This is a genomic window from Limnohabitans planktonicus II-D5, assembly GCF_001270065.2.
Lineage (GTDB): Bacteria > Pseudomonadota > Gammaproteobacteria > Burkholderiales > Burkholderiaceae_C > Limnohabitans_A > Limnohabitans_A planktonicus.
On the sequence record NZ_LFYT02000036.1, the window covers coordinates 17,958 to 35,710 of the forward strand.

Sequence of the window (17,753 nt, forward strand, 5' to 3'; positions counted from 1 at the left end):
GCCGCTGACCGCGTGACCAGCGACACCACCCCCAGCTTGCGCGTGGCCCTGCCCGCCGATGCTGCCGTGGGTGACCGCTTGAGCCTCTACAACGGCAGCACCGTGCTGTATGCCCTGAGCCTGAGCGCCGCACAGGTGCAAACCGGTGTGGCCGAATTCACCTTGCCCGACATGCTGGCCTTGGCCGCAGGCACCTACACCCTGACGGCCAGCCTGACCGACCGCGCGGGCAACGAAGGCGAAAAATCTCCGGCCACCTATCCGCTGGTGGTGGACACCACAGGCCCCAGCATCAGCACCGCCCCCAACTTGTCGGCCAGCAGCGACTCGGGCACCTCCAGCACCGACAACCTGACCCAGCGCAACACGGGCCTGAGCCTGAGCGGCAGCGTGCCCGCAGACACGGTGCGCGTGCTGGTGTACGACACGCGTGCAGACACCACACAGATGCGCACCGGCAGTTACAACCCCGGCGCGGGCTTGACCCTGAGCGTGGCCGATGTGGCGCAGTACGCGGTGCAAGGCGTGGAACTGGCGTATCCAGCCGGTGTGGCCAGTGTGAACATCAGCAACGCCTATCTGGACGGTGCAGGCATCGGTGCGCCTGTGCCTGCCGTCGCCTACCGCGACACCGGCAGCGCCGACCGCTGGCTGCTGGCGTCTTTTGATGCGGCCAGCAACACCACCCGCATGGTGGCGCTGAGCCTGAGCCTGGCCGCCGACGGCAGCTTGCTCGCACGCAGCGCGGGCGCAGCCTGGGCGCGTGGCAACCAGAGCACCGACGCCAGCTTGCTCAACGCCGCCTGGCTGCAACCGGTCAGCACCATCGCCATCGCCGGCAGTGGCGCAGGCGGGGGGTATGACATCACCAGCTTTGACTTCAGCTACACCCCGACCCAGACTGTGCAAATGGGCGAAGCCACCCTCACGGGCAGCAACTACAGCTTCAACACCGGCAGCGCTCAGCCCTTGGCCGCAGGGGCGCACAGCTTCAGCGTGGCCGCCATCGACGCGGCAGGCAATGTGGGCGCACGCTCGGCCCTGCGCACGGTGCTGGTGGACACGGCCATCAGCCGCCCCAACCTGGTCATGGGCACAGCCTCGGCCGATGGCGGCGTCACCCGTGCACTGACCAACACCGGCACCGTGGCCCGCTTCAGCGGCAACACGGAGCCGGGCGCACGCGTGGTGGTGTTTGACGACCTGAACAACAACAGCCAGGTGGACGCCGATGAGCAAATGGCCGAAGTCACGGCCAATGCCTATGGGCAGTTCAATGCCGATGGCGCTGTGCTGTCTGCGGGCAGCCACAACGTGCGGGCCATTGCCTTTGACAAGGCGGGCAACCAGAGCCTGGCCAGCCAGGCCGTCAGCCTGAACATCGACCTGCAGCCACCCATGGCGCCTGTGGGCATCGCCTTGCTGGGCAGCAGCGACGGCGGGCAGCGCAGCGACGACGCGTTCACCGCCGCTGGTCGCGATCTCACGTTCCGCGTGAGCCTCAACACCGCCGATATCCGCGAGGGGGAGACGGTGTCTGTGCTCAACGCCGGCACGCTGCTGGCCTCGACCCCGGTCACAGCGGCCATGCTCAGTGCAGGGTATGCGGACATCAAGGTGAGCGCTGGAACCCTCGCGGCCAACACCTACAACGACACCATCAGGGCCCAGATCACCGACGCCGCAGGCAACGCCGGGGCCACGGTGTCCATGCCCTCGCTCACCGTCAAAGCCGCGCCTGCGGCACTGGCCGCGCCAGACCTGATCGCCGAAGACGACAGCTTCGCCACAGCCGCTTCAGGCAGCAACAACAGCGGCACCTCGGCCGACAACATCACCCGCATCAGCACCGGCTTTACCCTGAGCGGCACCATCGGGGCCGATGTGGTGAGCGTCGAGGTCTATGACGACAGCAGCGCCACCACCCCGATCGGCGTGGCGCAGGTGGACCGCAGCAACAGCACCTGGCGCTTCACCTACAGCGGCGTGCCTTATGCGGACGTGACGCGTGGCTTCAGCGTCAAGGCGGTGGACCTGGCGGGCAACACATCGGCGGCCAGCGCCTGGCTGTGGGTGGCCTTTGACAGCAACGGCCCGGCCAAGCTGCCCCCGCTCACGCTCGACAGCCCGGACGACACCACGCCCGCAGGCGATGGCATCACCCGCAACAGCTCGGCCTTGACGCTCAAGGGCTTTGCCGACAGAGGCGCCAAAGTGCTGGTGTTTGACGATGCCGATGGCAATGGCCTGATCAACACCGGCGAACTGCTGGGCAGCGTCAACGCCGACAGCACCACCGGCGCTTTCACCCTCGATGTGAACCTGCCCCAAGGCACGCACGCGCTGCGTGCGGTGCAATTGGACCGGGCGGGCAACCTGAGTGTGGCCTCGCAAACCTTCAGCCTGAGCGTGGACTTGACGCCGCCTGATCGCCCCACGGTGGACCCCTTGGCCGTCAAAGGGCAGTTCCCACCCAACAACCTCATCACCAACGCCGACTTCGAAACCGATGCGGTGGCGGCTGGAACCATTCAAGGCAGCATCACGCCTGCCGGTTGGACCAAGGTCGGTAGCAACAGCATCGATACCGGCTTGTATGACCCTTCGACCGCTTTCTATGGTTATCCCGCCAACAACAACATGGCTTACATCTATCAGCCCAATGTGGCTGGAGGTGTGCAGTTCTATCAGGACACCACCACGACGCTGAGCACGGGCGATCTATTGACCTTGAGTGTGGATGTGGGTAACCGCGGGGGATCTGTCGCAGCGCATCCCTTGGTGGTGGGCGGGCATGTGGCTTTGTTCCGCACCGATGGCAGCACGGCCACGCTCTTGTCGCGTCGCGTGATCACCACCAGCGATCTGGGGGCGGATGGCACCTTCAAGAACCTCAGCATTTCATACACAGCCCTGGCCCAGGACGCCGGGCAGCGTGTGCGCGTGCTGTATGGCACACCGCAAGATGCCACGGCCAACGCCTATCTGGACCTGGACAACTTCCGCCTGACGAGGCAAAGCGCCGCCCAGCTGGCCATGACGGCAGCGGGCAACTGGCCGGTCAGCACCACCTTGACGGGAGGCTTTGACAAGCTCAACACGGCCTCGCTGAGTGTGACGGTCGATGGCAACAGCTACACCAGCAGCAATGGACTGGTGCTGGATGCGACCCAGGGCAGCTGGCGCTTGACCGTGCCGACCAGCAGCTTCAGCAGTGCCAATCCGATCGTCACCGTGACCGCCAGCGATGCCGCAGGCAACAGCATGGGCAACGTGGAAACGCAGCCGCTTTTGGTGGTCAACGATGCGACCCCTTTGTGGGCCGCGCCCAAGCTGCTCAATCCCACAGGCACAGAGGCCACCTTCAGCAGCAGCGCCCAAGTGAGCTTGCGCCAGGCCCTGGCAACAGGGGTGTCCAGCGGCGACACCTTGACGCTCAAACAAGGCAGCACCAGCGTGCTGAGCTACACCCTGACGGCCACGGATGTGGCGCGGGGCTATGCCGATCTGAGCGCCACGCTGGCTTCGACCAGCAGCAACCCGATCACGGTGGACTACCGCGTGGGCGGCGCAGGTGATGTGGTGGCCCGCAGTTACCTGCCCATGCTGCGCATTGACACCACGGCACCCGCGGTGGCACCCGCACAGCCCACATTGCTCAGCGCTGATGACGCAGCCCTTGCCGGGGGGGCGGCCAACACCGACCTGAACATCGCCATCAACACGGGCTTCACGCTGACGGGCACCGCCAGCAGCGGCCAGGGCGTCACGCGCATACAGGTGCTCGATCAGGCTGGCCCGACGGCCACCGTGCTGGGCCATGCGGATGTGAAGGCCGACAACACCTACGTTTTTGTCTACACCGGCCAGCCCTTGGCCGATGGCGTCCACAGGCTGAGCGTGGTTGAACTCGACGCCGCAGGCAACAGCGCGCAGCGTTTGAGCCATGCCAGCAACCTGACAACCACCGCCACGTCCACAGGCCTGAGCGCTTCACGCCTTGATGCGGTCGAGCTGAGCAGCGCCATCATGAACGGCAAGTCCGTCGATGGCGGCCCCAGTGCCAATGCCAGCTTTGTCCGAATGACGGGCAGCACCGACACCTGGATCGCGGTCTACAACAACGCTGTGCAAACCAAAATGGTCGCGGTGGTCTTGAGCACCAGCGGCACCACTTTGCAGATCCGAAGCACCGGCGCACGCTTTTGGGCGCATGGCGGCAACCTCGCACAGACCGCAGCCGCCGTCAACGCCGCCTGGACCGCAGGCACGGCCATGACGCTGGCCACCACAGGCTCAGCCGACGGCTATGGCCTGGTCAACATCACCGGCTCGGTGAGCAACCGCTCGGCCGACCGGGTGGTGACCATCGATACCCGGGTCTCGCCACTGAGCGCGCCCACGCTGACCACCGCCTCGGACAGCGGCAACCTGAGCAACGACGGCATGACCCGCAACACCTCTTTGACGGTGACGGGCACGGCGGAAGCCGGGGCCACGGTGCAGGTGTTCCGGGACCGCAATGGCAACGCCCACATGGACGATGGCGAGTTGCTCGGCACCGCCACCCTGAGCGGCACCACTTACAGCCTGGGCTTGACTTTGCCTGCGGGCACCCACAGCCTGTATGCCCTGGCCACCAATGTGGCCGGTGCCATGAGCGTGTCAGCCGTCAGCACCGTGGTGGTGGATACCCTGGCGCAGCGGCCCACCGGCATCCAGGTGATGGCCGGTGACAACGGCGTGTTTGCGGCCGACGGCATCGTGAGCCATTTGCAGCCCACCGTGCGCGTGAGCTTGCCTGCGCAAGCGCTGGTGGGGGACAAAATCCGTCTGTACTCGGCCGACAACACCACCTCGGTGCTGGCAACGCTTTTGCTGAGCCAGGCCGACAAGGACCGGGGCTATGTGGACTTTGACCCCCGTGACGGGGTGACCACCGAATCGGTGCTGAGCTTCACGGGCAATGGCTATGTGAACTTCTCGCTGAATGAACCCGAGACCAGCGTCAGCCGGGAAATTGTGTTCCAGACCACCACGGGCGGGGGCTTGTTTGCGGTCAGCAGTGGCGGCGCGTATGACCGGGGCTTGTGGGTCACGCCCGACGGCAACATCGGCTCTTATGTCTGGAACAGCGAGGTCATCTACACCACGGGTCTGAACCTGACCGATGGCGCGGTGCACCGCGTGGTCTTTACCCTGGGTGCCCGAGGGACCGACATTCATGTCGATGGCGTGTTGCGGGTGCAAGGCAACCGCACCAGCTCTGACTACAACTGGGACACCGAACAACGCCTGGGCCACGCCTTTCACGGCGGTTACTTTGACGGCCAGATCCTGAACTATCGAACCTGGAACCAGCAGCTGAGCACGGTGGATGCCCGCGCCTTGTCGGCGGGCACCGCCATCACACCCGTGGCCAGCCACACCCTGGGCTTCACGGCCGGTGGTGCCACCATCACCGACACCCCGGGCGCGGGCGTTGCGGTCATCAGCACGTTCAGCAAAGTGGGCACGGTGGGCAGCGGGTTCACCCTGGCGGCCGACACCGTCTACACCAACGCCATCAGCGCCCGTCTGGAAGACCAGGCCGGCAACCTGAGCGCATCGGTGGTGCTGCCGCGCTACACCACCGACAACACCGCCCCGGCCACGCCCACGGTCACGCTGCTGAACTCTGACACGGGCAGCAGCAACACCGACCGCATCACCCGCATGAGCCGAGGTTTCACGCTCAGCGGCACGGCCACCTCAGGCGCGCTGGTGTCCATCTTTGACGGCGAAGTGCTGATCGGCACCGCGCCGGTCTTGGCCAACAACAGCTGGGTCTGGACGCACAGCGGCGACGCACTCAGCAGTGGCATCCATAACATCCTGGTGCGCTCCAGCGACGCGGCGGGCAACCTGAGCGCCTATTCCAGCACCCTGGTGCTGGACTTCGAGGACAGCGCCACCACGCCCGTGAAGGCCTATGCCAACCGCTTGTGGATTGGCAACAACGCCAGCGTCGATACAGGCAACCCCGACGACAACCTGATCTCGGGCAACAGCATTTCCTTGACCGGCCGCATGGCGCCCAACGCCACGGTCTGGCTGTACAACGACCGCAACAACAACGGCTTGCTCGACAGCGGTGAGCTGATCAGCACCAGTTTGAGCACCGATGCGGCAGGCCTGCTGACGGCCAGCACGGTGACCCTGCCTGGCGGCGTGAACCGTTTGCGTGCCATCGCCCTGGACGGCCAGGGCCAGCTGATCGGCACCCAAAGCGATGCCCTGGTGGTCACTTCGCAGCGCACCATGCCCATGCTGCCCGGCACGCCGCGCCTTTTGGCAGCTGACGGCGTCACGCCGGATGAAGACGGCTTGACCGTGCTGGCGCAGCCGAGTTTCCGCATCGACTTGCCGGTCACCGGCGACGGTGTGGTGCAAGTGGGTGACCAAGTGGTCATGAAAAACAACACCACTGAGCTGGCTCGCGCCAGCGTCACGGCCAGCGACATCGCCCAGGGTTTTGTGGTGCTCAAGGTGCTGCCCAACCAGGCGCTGGCAGCAGCGAATTACAACAACCTGATCAGCGTGCAGCTGATCGACGGCGCAGGCAGCATCAGCCAGGCCGCCACCGTGACCACGCTCACCGTTGCGGGCGGTTTGCCGTCTTCGGCGGTGTTCAGCATCGCGCCGACGGTGGCCTCGGACCTGGGGGCTTCGGCCTATGACCGGATCACCAACACCACCAGCCCGACTTTGCGCGTGTACCTGGGCACAGGGGCTGCTGTGGGCGGCGTGGTGGAAGTGTTCAATGCCAGCACAACAGGCACCAACGATGCCAACCGCAAAGGGACGGCCACACTCACGGCTGCCCACCTGAGCCAGGGTTATGTGGATGTGGCCACTTCTGCCTTGGCCACGGGCACGGGCACCAACTACTTCCGTTACACCGCCTCGGGCGCCAGCAAATCGGCCACGCTGACCGCGATCCCCAACCTGACCATCGACACCACGGCACCGGTCCTGGCGGTGGGTCTGAACCTGGCCGACAGTGACGACACGGGGCGCAGCAGCAGCGACAACAACACGCGCCTGAACCAGATCGTCACCCTCAATGCCACTGGCACGGTGAGCAATGCGGCCGAGATCGCCTGGCTGAACGTGTACGACGGCAGCCAACTGATCGGGCGCGCCAGTGTGGGCAATGTGCAGGGGGGAATTGTTTTTTCCTTCACCCTGCCTGCGGGGGTGACGCTCAGCGATGGGCTGCACCGTTTTGCGGTGCGCCCGGTCGATTTCGCGGGCAATGAAGGCGGGGCCGTGTCGCTCGATGTGACCATTGACGCCACCGCACCGACGGGCCTGACGGCCAGCCTGGCCAGTGCCGACCTGACCGACACGGTCAACCGCCTGACCAGCAACGTCAATGCCCTGACGCTCAGTGGCGCGGCCGAAGCCAATGCCCGCATCAGCGTCTTCAACGACAGCAACAACAACGGCCGACGCGATCTGGGTGAAGACCATCTGGCGCTCTACACCAAGGACACCGGCACCGTCATCACCAGCACAGTGGTGGCCGATGGGGCAGGGGCCTACACGGTGGATCTGCGCGGCCTGGCCGTGGGGGCCTACAACTTGCGCGTGGTGCAAACCGATGTGGCGGGCAATGAGCAAGTGAGCACGGCGGTGGCCTTCACGGTGGACACCAGCGCCCTGGCACCCCCAAGCATGGTGCTGCTCGCCAGCAGCGACACGGGGGATTCGCCCTACGACGGCAAGACCAACGACAACACGCCTACGTTCCGCATCGCCTTGCCCGGCGATGCGGTGCCGGGTGAGAAGGTGCGCATCAACACCAGTTCTGTGGTGACCGGCACCCAGCTGGGCCTGGTCACGTTGCAAGCGGTCGACATTGCCAAAGGCTTCATCGAGTTCACGCCGACCACCGCCATGAATGCGGGCACGGCCGTGACGTATTCAGCCGGCACGGCGGTGACGGCCTTCATGATCGACCGGGCAGGCAATGCCAGCGCGGGCGTGACTTTGCGCACGGCATTGGTGGTGGACAACGCCTTGCCCACGGCCCCGGCCGCTGCGCCCGATCTGCTGACGGTGGACGACACCGGCACCTTCAGCACCGATGTCACCAACACCGATAACCGGGTGAACCGGGGCACGGACCTGAGTTTTGCCTCGTCTGGCGCCTTGCCTGCGGGCACCACGCGAGTGGAGTTGTTTGACACCTTTGGCGGCGTGACCCAAAGCCTGGGCTTTGCCGCCATGCCCAGCACCACGACCTGGGCCTTCACTTACCAGGGCCCGGCCCTGGCCAATGGCACGCATGCCATCACCTGGCGCGCCTGGGATGTGGGCGGCAACCGGGGCCCGGCCTCTGCCGCCCTGAGTCTGGTGGTGGACACGGCAGGCGCCTTGCCGCTGGTGCCCACGCTGGGCAGCGACACGGCCACCGCCTTGCGCGTGGCCCTGAAAAATGCGGCGGCCGATGACACCGGCACGCTGGGTGACAACGTCACCAAGAGCCGTTCGCCCACGCTGGTGGGCGTGGCCGAGCCCGGTGCGCGCATCAGCATTTATGAAGACCGCAATGGCTCGGGTGTGGTGGAGCCCTCCGAGCTGGTGCTGAATGCGCTCAATGCCCGTTATGTGGTGGCCCATGCCAGCACTGGTGTGTTTGAGTTCCAGTTGAGCGCCTACCAAAAAGCAGGTGTGCACCGCTACATCGTGGTGCAAAACGATGTGGCCGGGAACATGGTGGCCAGTGCGCCGCTGTCCATCACCATCGACTTCACGGCCACCAAGCCGCTGTGGCTGAACCTGCGGGAAACCGCCAGTGTGGACAGCGGTCATCTGAACAACGACAAGATCACCAACGCCCCGCCGCAAGTCGTGATGCGTTTGCCCGCCGACGCCCGCGTGGGCGACACGGCCCGGGTGCGGGTGCTCAATTACCTCAACGGCACGGCGCACACCACGGTTGACGCCTTGCTGAGCGCGGCCGACATTGACGCCGGTCAGGTGCTGTTTGCGCTGACGCGCGATCAGATGAAGGGCAACACGCCAGGCAACTATTACGTTGACGGTGCCATCGTCGATGCCGCAGGCAATACGCCGCTGTACAAGGGGCTGAACCCCGGCTCCGTCACGGGCAGCTACAACCTGCTGTATGAAACCCGGCCGCCAGCCGACCCCTTCACCGCCAGCCTGTATCTGGGCGATGGCAGCAACAGCACCACCACCGCCAGTCTGGCGGCGCGCACGGCCAGCACCACGCTCAACCGCATGTTCACGCTGGAAGGCGCTTTGCCCACACGCGCTGCCACCGATTCGCTGGCCGATGTGGTCAAGGTCCAGGTCTATGACCGGGTGGGCAGCAGCCTGTATTTGCTGGGTGAGGCGGGCGTCAAGTCGGCCGCCAACGCCTGGGCGCTGACCTATGACGGCTCGGCCCTCAAGCAAGGCGCGCACAGCATTGTGCTGCGCAGTGTGGACATGGCGGGCAATGTCTCGGCCACCGATGCCGAACTGTTGGCCACCACCTCGGTGCTGACGCTGACCGTGAACAACGCGCAAGTGCTGACCGAGCCCACCGACCGGGTGCGCCCGCAGTTGCTGGGGGGCTTGAGCTTCAATGGCGATCTGATCACGCTGAACCTGAGCGAAGCGGTGCAGTCGGCACTGCCTGCCGAAGCGTTTGCCGTGGCGGTGGATGGCGAGCTGGTGGACGTGCTTTCTGTCACGCGGGATGCCAGCGACAGCACGCAGACCCGCTTGCTCATCACCTTGGCCCAGGCCGTGACACGCGGTCAGGCGGTGACCCTGGCCTACACCGATCCATCGCCTGCTGACAACAGCAGCGCCTTGCAAGACTTGGCGGGCAACGATGCCGCCAGCTTCTATGTGAGCTCGGACGCTGTCAGCAACCTGAACCCGCCCACCACCCCGGGCACGCCCGATTTGATCAGCGAAGACGATTCGGGCCGATCCAGCCTGGACAACAACACCCGCGTCAACGGCCTGCGCTTGTCGATCGGCATCCCGCAAGGCGTGGCGGTGGGCGACAGCCTGCAGATCGCGCTCAATGACACCGGCAGCACCGTGCTCAAGACGGTGGTGCTGACCCCCGCCCAGATCGCCATGGAGCGCGTGATCGTGAGCCTGCCCGCCCAGACCACGGGTCTGGAGGCTGTGCAAGGCCAACTGCTGGGCCTGAAGGCCCGCGTCGTGGCCGCTGCCGTGCTCAATGCCGGGACCACCAGCAGCGTGGCTTCGGATTGGTCGGGTGTGCTGAATGTGGTGCTCGATGTGGTGGCACCGGTGCAGCCTGGGCTGGCCCAGATCGACGGCAGTGGCATCGACACCACCACGCTGGAAGGCTATGCGCGCAACAACCGACCGCTGCTCGAAGGCGCGGCCGAAGCGGGCACCTGGGTCAAAGTGGTGGCCAACGATGTGGTGCTGGGCACAGCCTTGGCCGATGCCTCGGGCCATTGGTCGTTTGATACCAACGGCAGTTACCTCTCAGATGGCCGTTATGCCATCGTGCTCACGTCCACCGACACCGCAGGCAATGTCAGCCCGCTCAGTGCGACTTTCACCCTGATCATTGATGCGCAAGCGCCCAAGGTGCCGCAGGTGCTGGCGGTGCAAGCCGACACCGGCAGCCTGGACACCGACGGCGTGACCCGCACCCGAACCCAGGTCATCAGCGGCACGGCACAAGCCCCTGGCTGGGTCGATGTTTACCGCAACGGCCTGAAGCTGGGCAGTGCGCAGACCACAGCCAGCGGCACCTGGGTGTTCAACGATCTGGTGGCCAATGTGCCGCGCAGTCTGGCCGATGGCCGCTATGTGTACACCGCCATTGGCCGTGACCTGGGGGGCAACACCAGCCTGGCATCCAACCCCTTTGTGGTGAGCGTGGACAACGTGGCACCCGATGCACCCATCATCCGCGCCATGACGCCGGACACCGGGGGCAGCCAGACCGACCACCTGAGCAACAGCGCCGCCCTCGAATTGAGCGGCACGGCAGAGCCCAACGCCAGCATCGAGGTCTACATGGGCGGCACCGACGCCAGCCATCTGGTGGGTGTGACCACGGCCAGCGGCAGCGGGGCCTGGGTGTTTGATGTGGGCAGCCTGGCGCTGGAGGAGGGCGACTACGCCTTCCAGGCCAAAACGGTGGACCTGGCGGGCAACGCCAGCGAAGCCTGTGCGGTGTTCACCGTGTCGGTGGACACCACGCCACCGGCAGCGGTCAGTGGTCTGGCCCTCAACGGCGTGGCCTTTGAGGTGTCGGACACGGTGCCCAGCGCCAACCTGAGTTTTTCAGGCCAGGCCGAGGCGGGCGCACGCGTGGCGCTGGCCCTGGATGGGCAGTTCCTGGGTGTGGTCACGGCCGATGCCGTGACCGGCTTGTGGAGCTTTGACGACAGTGCCAGTGTGCTCGATGACGGGGCCTACACCCTGACGGTGCAAACCGAAGACCTGGCGGGCAATCTGGGCGGCATGAGCACGTTTGATTTCAAGGTGCATGCCACGCAGCCCCTGGCACCGGTGATCACGGGGCTGAGCCCTGACACCGACACGGGCAGCAGCAACACCGACCGCATCACCCGCCTGGCTCAGCCTGGTCTGAGCGGCACGGCCTTGCCGGGCAGCACCGTGAAGGTGTATGCCTACAACTTGTCAACCCTGGTGCTGGGCAGCAGTCCGCTGGTGACGGTGGCCGCCGGGGCCGATGGCAGCTGGTCGGCAAACTTGCCTGCGGCTTTGGCCAACGACGGGCGTTATGGCTTCAAGGCCACCGCCACCGATGCCGAGGGCCTGGTCAGCGCCTATTCGGCCGCCTTGGTGGTGCAGCTGGACACCACAGCGCCAGCCCTGGGCAGTCTGTCGGTGGATGCCGTCACGGACGACAACATCATCAACGCGGCCGACTGGCAGCAGGGCGTGTCGCTGAGCGGCACGGCCGAGGCGGGGGCCGCTTTGACCCTGGTGCTGGGCACCGGGGCCTCGGCCAGAACCGTGGAGCCCGAGAGTTTTGGCACGCAATGGTCGTATGCGCTCAGCGCCGATGACTTGGCGGCCCTGGGCGAAGGTTCAGGGCGCAGCATCCGCCTGGTGGTCACCGATGTGGCGGGCAACAGCACGTCCTTGACCCATGCGGTGGAGGTGCTGACCACGCCCCTGGCAGCACCGGGCATGCCCGATTTGCTGACGGCAGATGACCTGGGCCTGAGCGATGTGGACAACCGCACATCGGTGAATGCACCGAAGCTGCAGGTCGTGCTGTTTGATGGCGCAGGCCGCAGGGCCAGTGCCGGTGACATGCTGGCGCTGGTGGATGCGGCGGGCGATGTGTGGGCCGAAATCAGCCTGACGTCCGAGCAAGTCAGCGCAGGCGTGGCAACGGTGCAGTTGGGAGCCACAGCGCCTTTGGCCGATGGCCTCTACACCTTGAACGCGCGGTTGACGGACCGTTCGGGCACCCGCGTGTTGTCGGCCAATGCCCTGGACTTGCGCATTGACACACGCGTGCCGGACGCCCCCGGTGCCCCGGACCTGAACGACAGTGACGACAGTGGTCGCTCTGCGACCGATAACCGCACCCAGGTCAAGCGGCCCGTGGTGACGCTGGAGATTGACACCGCCCAAGTCGCAGGCGCAAGCCTGGTGGCTGGTGATGTGGTGGAACTGTGGCAAACCAACGCAGGCCCCTCGGGTCATGCCCGGGTTTTGCTGGGCAGCACCACTTTGGCCGATGGCTTTGACCCCGCTGTCCAGACCACCGTGACGGTGCAGCCCCTGGCGGACCTGGCCGATGGCCTGTACACCTTGGTGGGCCTGGTGCACCGCACGGGTGTGGCGCTGAGCAGCCCCGACTCGCCTGTGCTGAACCTGGTGGTGGACACGACAGCGCCCACAGCAAGCGCTGCGCCGACGGTGTTGTCCGCAGATGACACGGGCATTTCCAGCACCGACCAGATCACGCGCAAGTTGTTGCCGCGTTTCTCGGTCAGTCTGGTCAACACCCAGGCCGTGGCCGGTGACACCCTGCAACTGTTACAGGGCACGCAGGTGCTGGGCGCGGCCCAGTTGACGGATGCCGACATCAGCGCCGGTGTGGTGGGGGTGAGCCTGCTGAGCGCTTGGCCTGAAGGCCGCTATGCCTTGACGACCCGCCTGCTGGATGTGGCCGGTAACCTGAGCGCCGCCAGTGCGGTGCAGGATGTGACGCTGGACAAGACATCGCCCTATGCGGCGCGCATCGACGGCTTGGCCAACGACACCGGTGAGGCCGGGGATCTGCTCACCCGCGACAGCCGTTTGACGGTGTTTGGCACCTCCGAGCCTGGCAGTGAAGTCGTCTTGCTGGACGGCGTCACGCAGGTGGGTGTGGCCGTGGCAGACAGCCTAGGCCAGTGGCGTGTGACCAGCAGCGCCTTGCTCGATGGCGAGCACAGCCTGACGGTCAAGAACCGCGATGCGGCAGGCAATATCGGTGGCCTCAGTGCACCCCTGGTGGTCAACGTCGATACGGCGGCACCCAATTTGTCGGTGGCCGCCGTGGCGGGCAACGACATCGTCAATGCCGCAGAAAAATCTGCAGGCCTGAGTTTGCGCGGCAGCAGCGAAGCAGGCGCTTCGGTGCAGCTGTCCTGGACCGGTGCGCAGGGCGTGCTGGACTTGCCCGCCACGACCGACGCCACGGGGCAATGGACCCTGGAGCTGAGTGCCACCGATCTGCAGACCTTGGGCGCGGACGGCCTCACCACGCTGACCGTGAGCGCCACCGATGCGGCAGGCAACGTCAGCCGCATCACGCGCAGCATCACGCTGATGAGCACGCCACCGACAGCGCCTGTCTTGAGCGCCTTGACGGCTGGCACGGACAGCGGGCGCAGTGCCAGCGACGCGATCACGGCCAACACCCTGCCCACGCTGGTGGGCAATGCTGTGGGGGCGCAGTGGGTCAAGGTGTATCTGGGCAGTTCGCTGCAAGCCACTGTGGCTGTGAGCGGTGGGCAATTCAGCTTCACGCCTGCGCAACGCTTGGCAGACGGTGTTTACAAATACACCGCTGTCGCCATGGATGCAGCAGGCAACACCAGTGAGGTGAGCACGGCTTTGTCTGTGACGGTCGATACGGTGGCCCCCTTGGCCACCAGCCTGTCTGGCCCTGATGTGACAGGCCAGGCGCGGCCCACTTTGACGGGCAGCGCCGAGCCCGATGCCCAGGTGCGCATTTTGGGCACCGGTCTGAGCACCGAGCCGGTGGTTCAGGCTGATGCGAACGGCCAGTTCAGCTGGCAACCGAGCGTTGATCTGACCGATGGCCACTACAGCCTGATGGCTGAAGTCGTGGATCTGGCGGGCAATGTGTCCTCCAGGTCCGAGCCCTTGCCACTGTTGGTGGACACCCGAGCGCCCAATGCCCCGACATTGGCCGGTTTCAGCACCGTGGGCGGCACGCCCACGGCCTTGATCTCTGAGGTGCAGCAGCAGGTACTGCAAGGCATGGCCGAGGCGGGTGCGCTGGTGCAAGTCTGGCGCGACGGCATTTTGCTGGGCACCCCCACAGCCGACAGCACGGGGGCCTTCACGCTGGACCTGACCGATGCACCGCTGGCCGATGGCACTTACAGCTTCACCGCTTTGTCGACCGACAGGGCCTTGAACATCTCTGCATTGGCCAATGCGTTTGACCTGACAGTGAGCACCACGGCACCTGCGGTCGCAACGCTGGCCTTGACCGCATTCACGGACAGCGGCGACAGCGACAGCGATGGCCTGACGCAAGACAACAGTTTCAGCTTGTCCGTGACAGGGCAGGCCCCGGCAGCAGTGGTGACTTACGAGGTCTCGACGGACGGCGGACTGAACTGGGACAGCACCTCGGCCGAACAAGGCCCGCTGGCAGACGGCAGCTACCAATTCCGCGCGCAAATCCTGGATGCCGACAACAACCTGAGCATCAGCAATGTGCACAGCGTGACCCTTGATACCGTTGTGGCAGCAGGTGTGTTGAGCGTGGAGGGCTTGACCGACAGCGGCAGCCAGTCAGGTGGCATCACCACCACCGACAACAGCTTTGATCTGAAGCTGACAGATCCAGACGCTGATGCAAGCGTGGTGTACCAAGTGTCCACCGACAGCGGCGCGACCTGGAACGCCACCTCCACAGCCCAGGCCAATCTGGCAGACGGCAGCTACCAGTTCCGGGCGCAAGTGAGCGATGCAGCGGGCAACGTGGCCACGACGGCGGTGCAGCGTGTGACGATCGACACCACGCCAGAGCCCGAAACGCCCGTTGAACTGGATGTGATCAAGGCTTATGCAGACAGCAACGGCAGTGGCTCGGCGGCGGTGCCGGACCTGGCTGTGTTCACGGCATGCGCTGTGACCGGGGTCGATGCCAGCAACCTGGACGCCATCCTCAGCGCCTTGGCCAGCAGTGCCGTCACTGCCGCCCAGACCGACACGGTGGCCAAAGTGCAGGCCATCGTCGATGCGTACCAGGCCATTCAAGCCCATGCCGATGGCACATCGGACAAGCACACGCCAGCGCCCTCCCAGGCGCAATACGCCGCCATCGGTGTGACCGGGGTGGACAGCGCGGCCAAGTCCAGCTTGCTGGGCGATGTGATCGACAGCAAAGCCTTTGGCGCAGTTGACAGCGTGAGCGAAGTGCAAGCCTTGGCCGATGCCGTGCAAGCCGTCATGGCCGGCACGCCCAGCCTGGCGCAATTGGCCAGTTTGGGGGTGCAGGGGGTCACCGCTGAAAACCTGGCAGCCGTGCAAGCCGCACTGGCCAGCGTGACCGATGCCACTGAGCTGAGCAGCCTCGTGGGTTTGCAAACAGTGGTGTTGTCCGGCGCATCCAAGCACGCCCAGGATGCAGCCACCGCCGCAACCGCTGCCACCACAGCCGCCGCAGCAGCCAAAACGGCTTTGGACAGCGCTGTTGCCGCCATGAGCAGCCCGGCCACGCCTGCCGAGTTGGCAGACATAGAGACCCAGCAGGCCTCAGCCTTGGCCGCTGCCGCTGAGGCTGCGGCCAAAGCAGCAGCTGCTTCAGCTGCAGCCCAAGCGGCCCAAGCGGCTGCCACAGCCGCCGGTCAAGCTGCACCTGCCAGCGTGGCCGCCGCCAACGCTGCGGCCACAGCTGCAAACGCAGCGGGTGGGGATGCCACCGCATCGGCCACGGCCAGCGAAGCCGCAACGGATGCCAAAGTGGCCAGCTTGGCCACGGCTGCTGCCAATGCCGCAACTGCCGCCAGTGCGGCTGCTTCAGCAGCTACAGCGGCCAAGGCAGCTTTGGACAGCGCCGTTGCAGCCCTGAGCGATCCGGCAACGCCTTCGCAATTGACAGACGTTGAAGCCAAGCAAGCCGCAGCGCAAGCTGCCGCCGCTGATGCGGCGGCCAAAGCTGCAGCGGCCACAGCTGCTGCAACAGCCGCGCAAGCTGCAGCCACAGCGGCGGGTGAAACAGTTCCATCCAGCGTAGCCACTGCCAACGCCGCCGCCACAACTGCAAGCGCAGCAGGCACCGACGCCACCACATCAGCCACCGCCAGCGAAACAGCGACCGACGCCAAAGTGGCCAGCTTGGCCACCGCCGCTGCCAGTGCTGCGACAGCAGCTAGTGCCGCCGCCGCAGCAGCAACAGCGGCCAAGACTGCGCTGGAAAGCGCCGTTGCTGCACTGAGCAGCCCCGCCACTCCAGCTGAACTGGCAGATGTCGAAGCCAAGCAGACTGCAGCGCAAGCTGCCGCAACCGACGCCGCAGCCAAAGCCTCAGCAGCGACAGCTGCTGCAACAGCTGCGCAAGCTGCCGCCACAGCGGCTGGTGAATCTGAACCTGCCAGCGTAGCCACTGCCAACGCTGCCGCCACAGCTGCAAGCGCAGCAGGCACCGACGCCACCACATCAGCCACCGCCAGCGAAACGACAACCGACGCCAAAGTGGCCAGCCTGGCCACCGCTGCTGCCAGTGCCGCGACTGCCGCCACAACGGCTGCCGCAGCAGCGACTGCAGCCAAGACAGCTTTGGAAAGCGCAGTCGCAGCCCTGAGTGATCCGGCAACGCCAGCTGAACTGGCAGACGTCGAAGCCAAGCAAGCTGCAGCACTGACTGCCGCCGCTGATGCAGCCGCCAAAGCCTCAGCAGCGACAGCTGCTGCAACAGCTGCGCAAGCTGCCGCCACAGCGGCTGGTGAATCTGAACCTGCCAGCGTAGCCACTGCCAACGCTGCCGCCACAGCTGCAAGCGCAGCAGGCACCGACGCCACCACATCAGCCACCGCCAGCGAAACGACAACCGACGCCAAAGTGGCCAGCCTGGCCACCGCTGCTGCCAGTGCCGCGACTGCCGCCACAACGGCTGCCGCAGCAGCGACTGCAGCCAAGACAGCTTTGGAAAGCGCAGTCGCAGCCCTGAGTGATCCGGCAACGCCAGCTGAACTGGCAGACGTCGAAGCCAAGCAAGCTGCAGCACTGACTGCCGCCGCTGATGCAGCCGCCAAAGCCTCAGCAGCGACAGCTGCTGCAACAGCTGCGCAAGCTGCCGCCACAGCGGCTGGTGAATCTGAACCTGCCAGCGTAGCCACTGCCAACGCTGCCGCCACAGCTGCAAGCGCAGCAGGCACCGACGCCACCACATCAGCCACCGCCAGCGAAACGACAACCGACGCCAAAGTGGCCAGCCTGGCCACCGCTGCTGCCAGTGCCGCGACTGC

Annotated in this window: 1 protein-coding gene (only partly in view); it reads left to right on the forward strand. The window is 65.7% G+C overall.

All coding sequences use genetic code 11. The annotated features are described in order from the left end of the window. On the forward strand, positions 1 to 17,753 hold part of the coding region annotated (locus H663_RS38880; protein ID WP_116695932.1) for an Ig-like domain-containing protein (this coding region is incomplete at its 3' end). The annotated region extends 14,325 nt beyond the left edge of the window; 17,753 of 32,078 annotated nt are visible.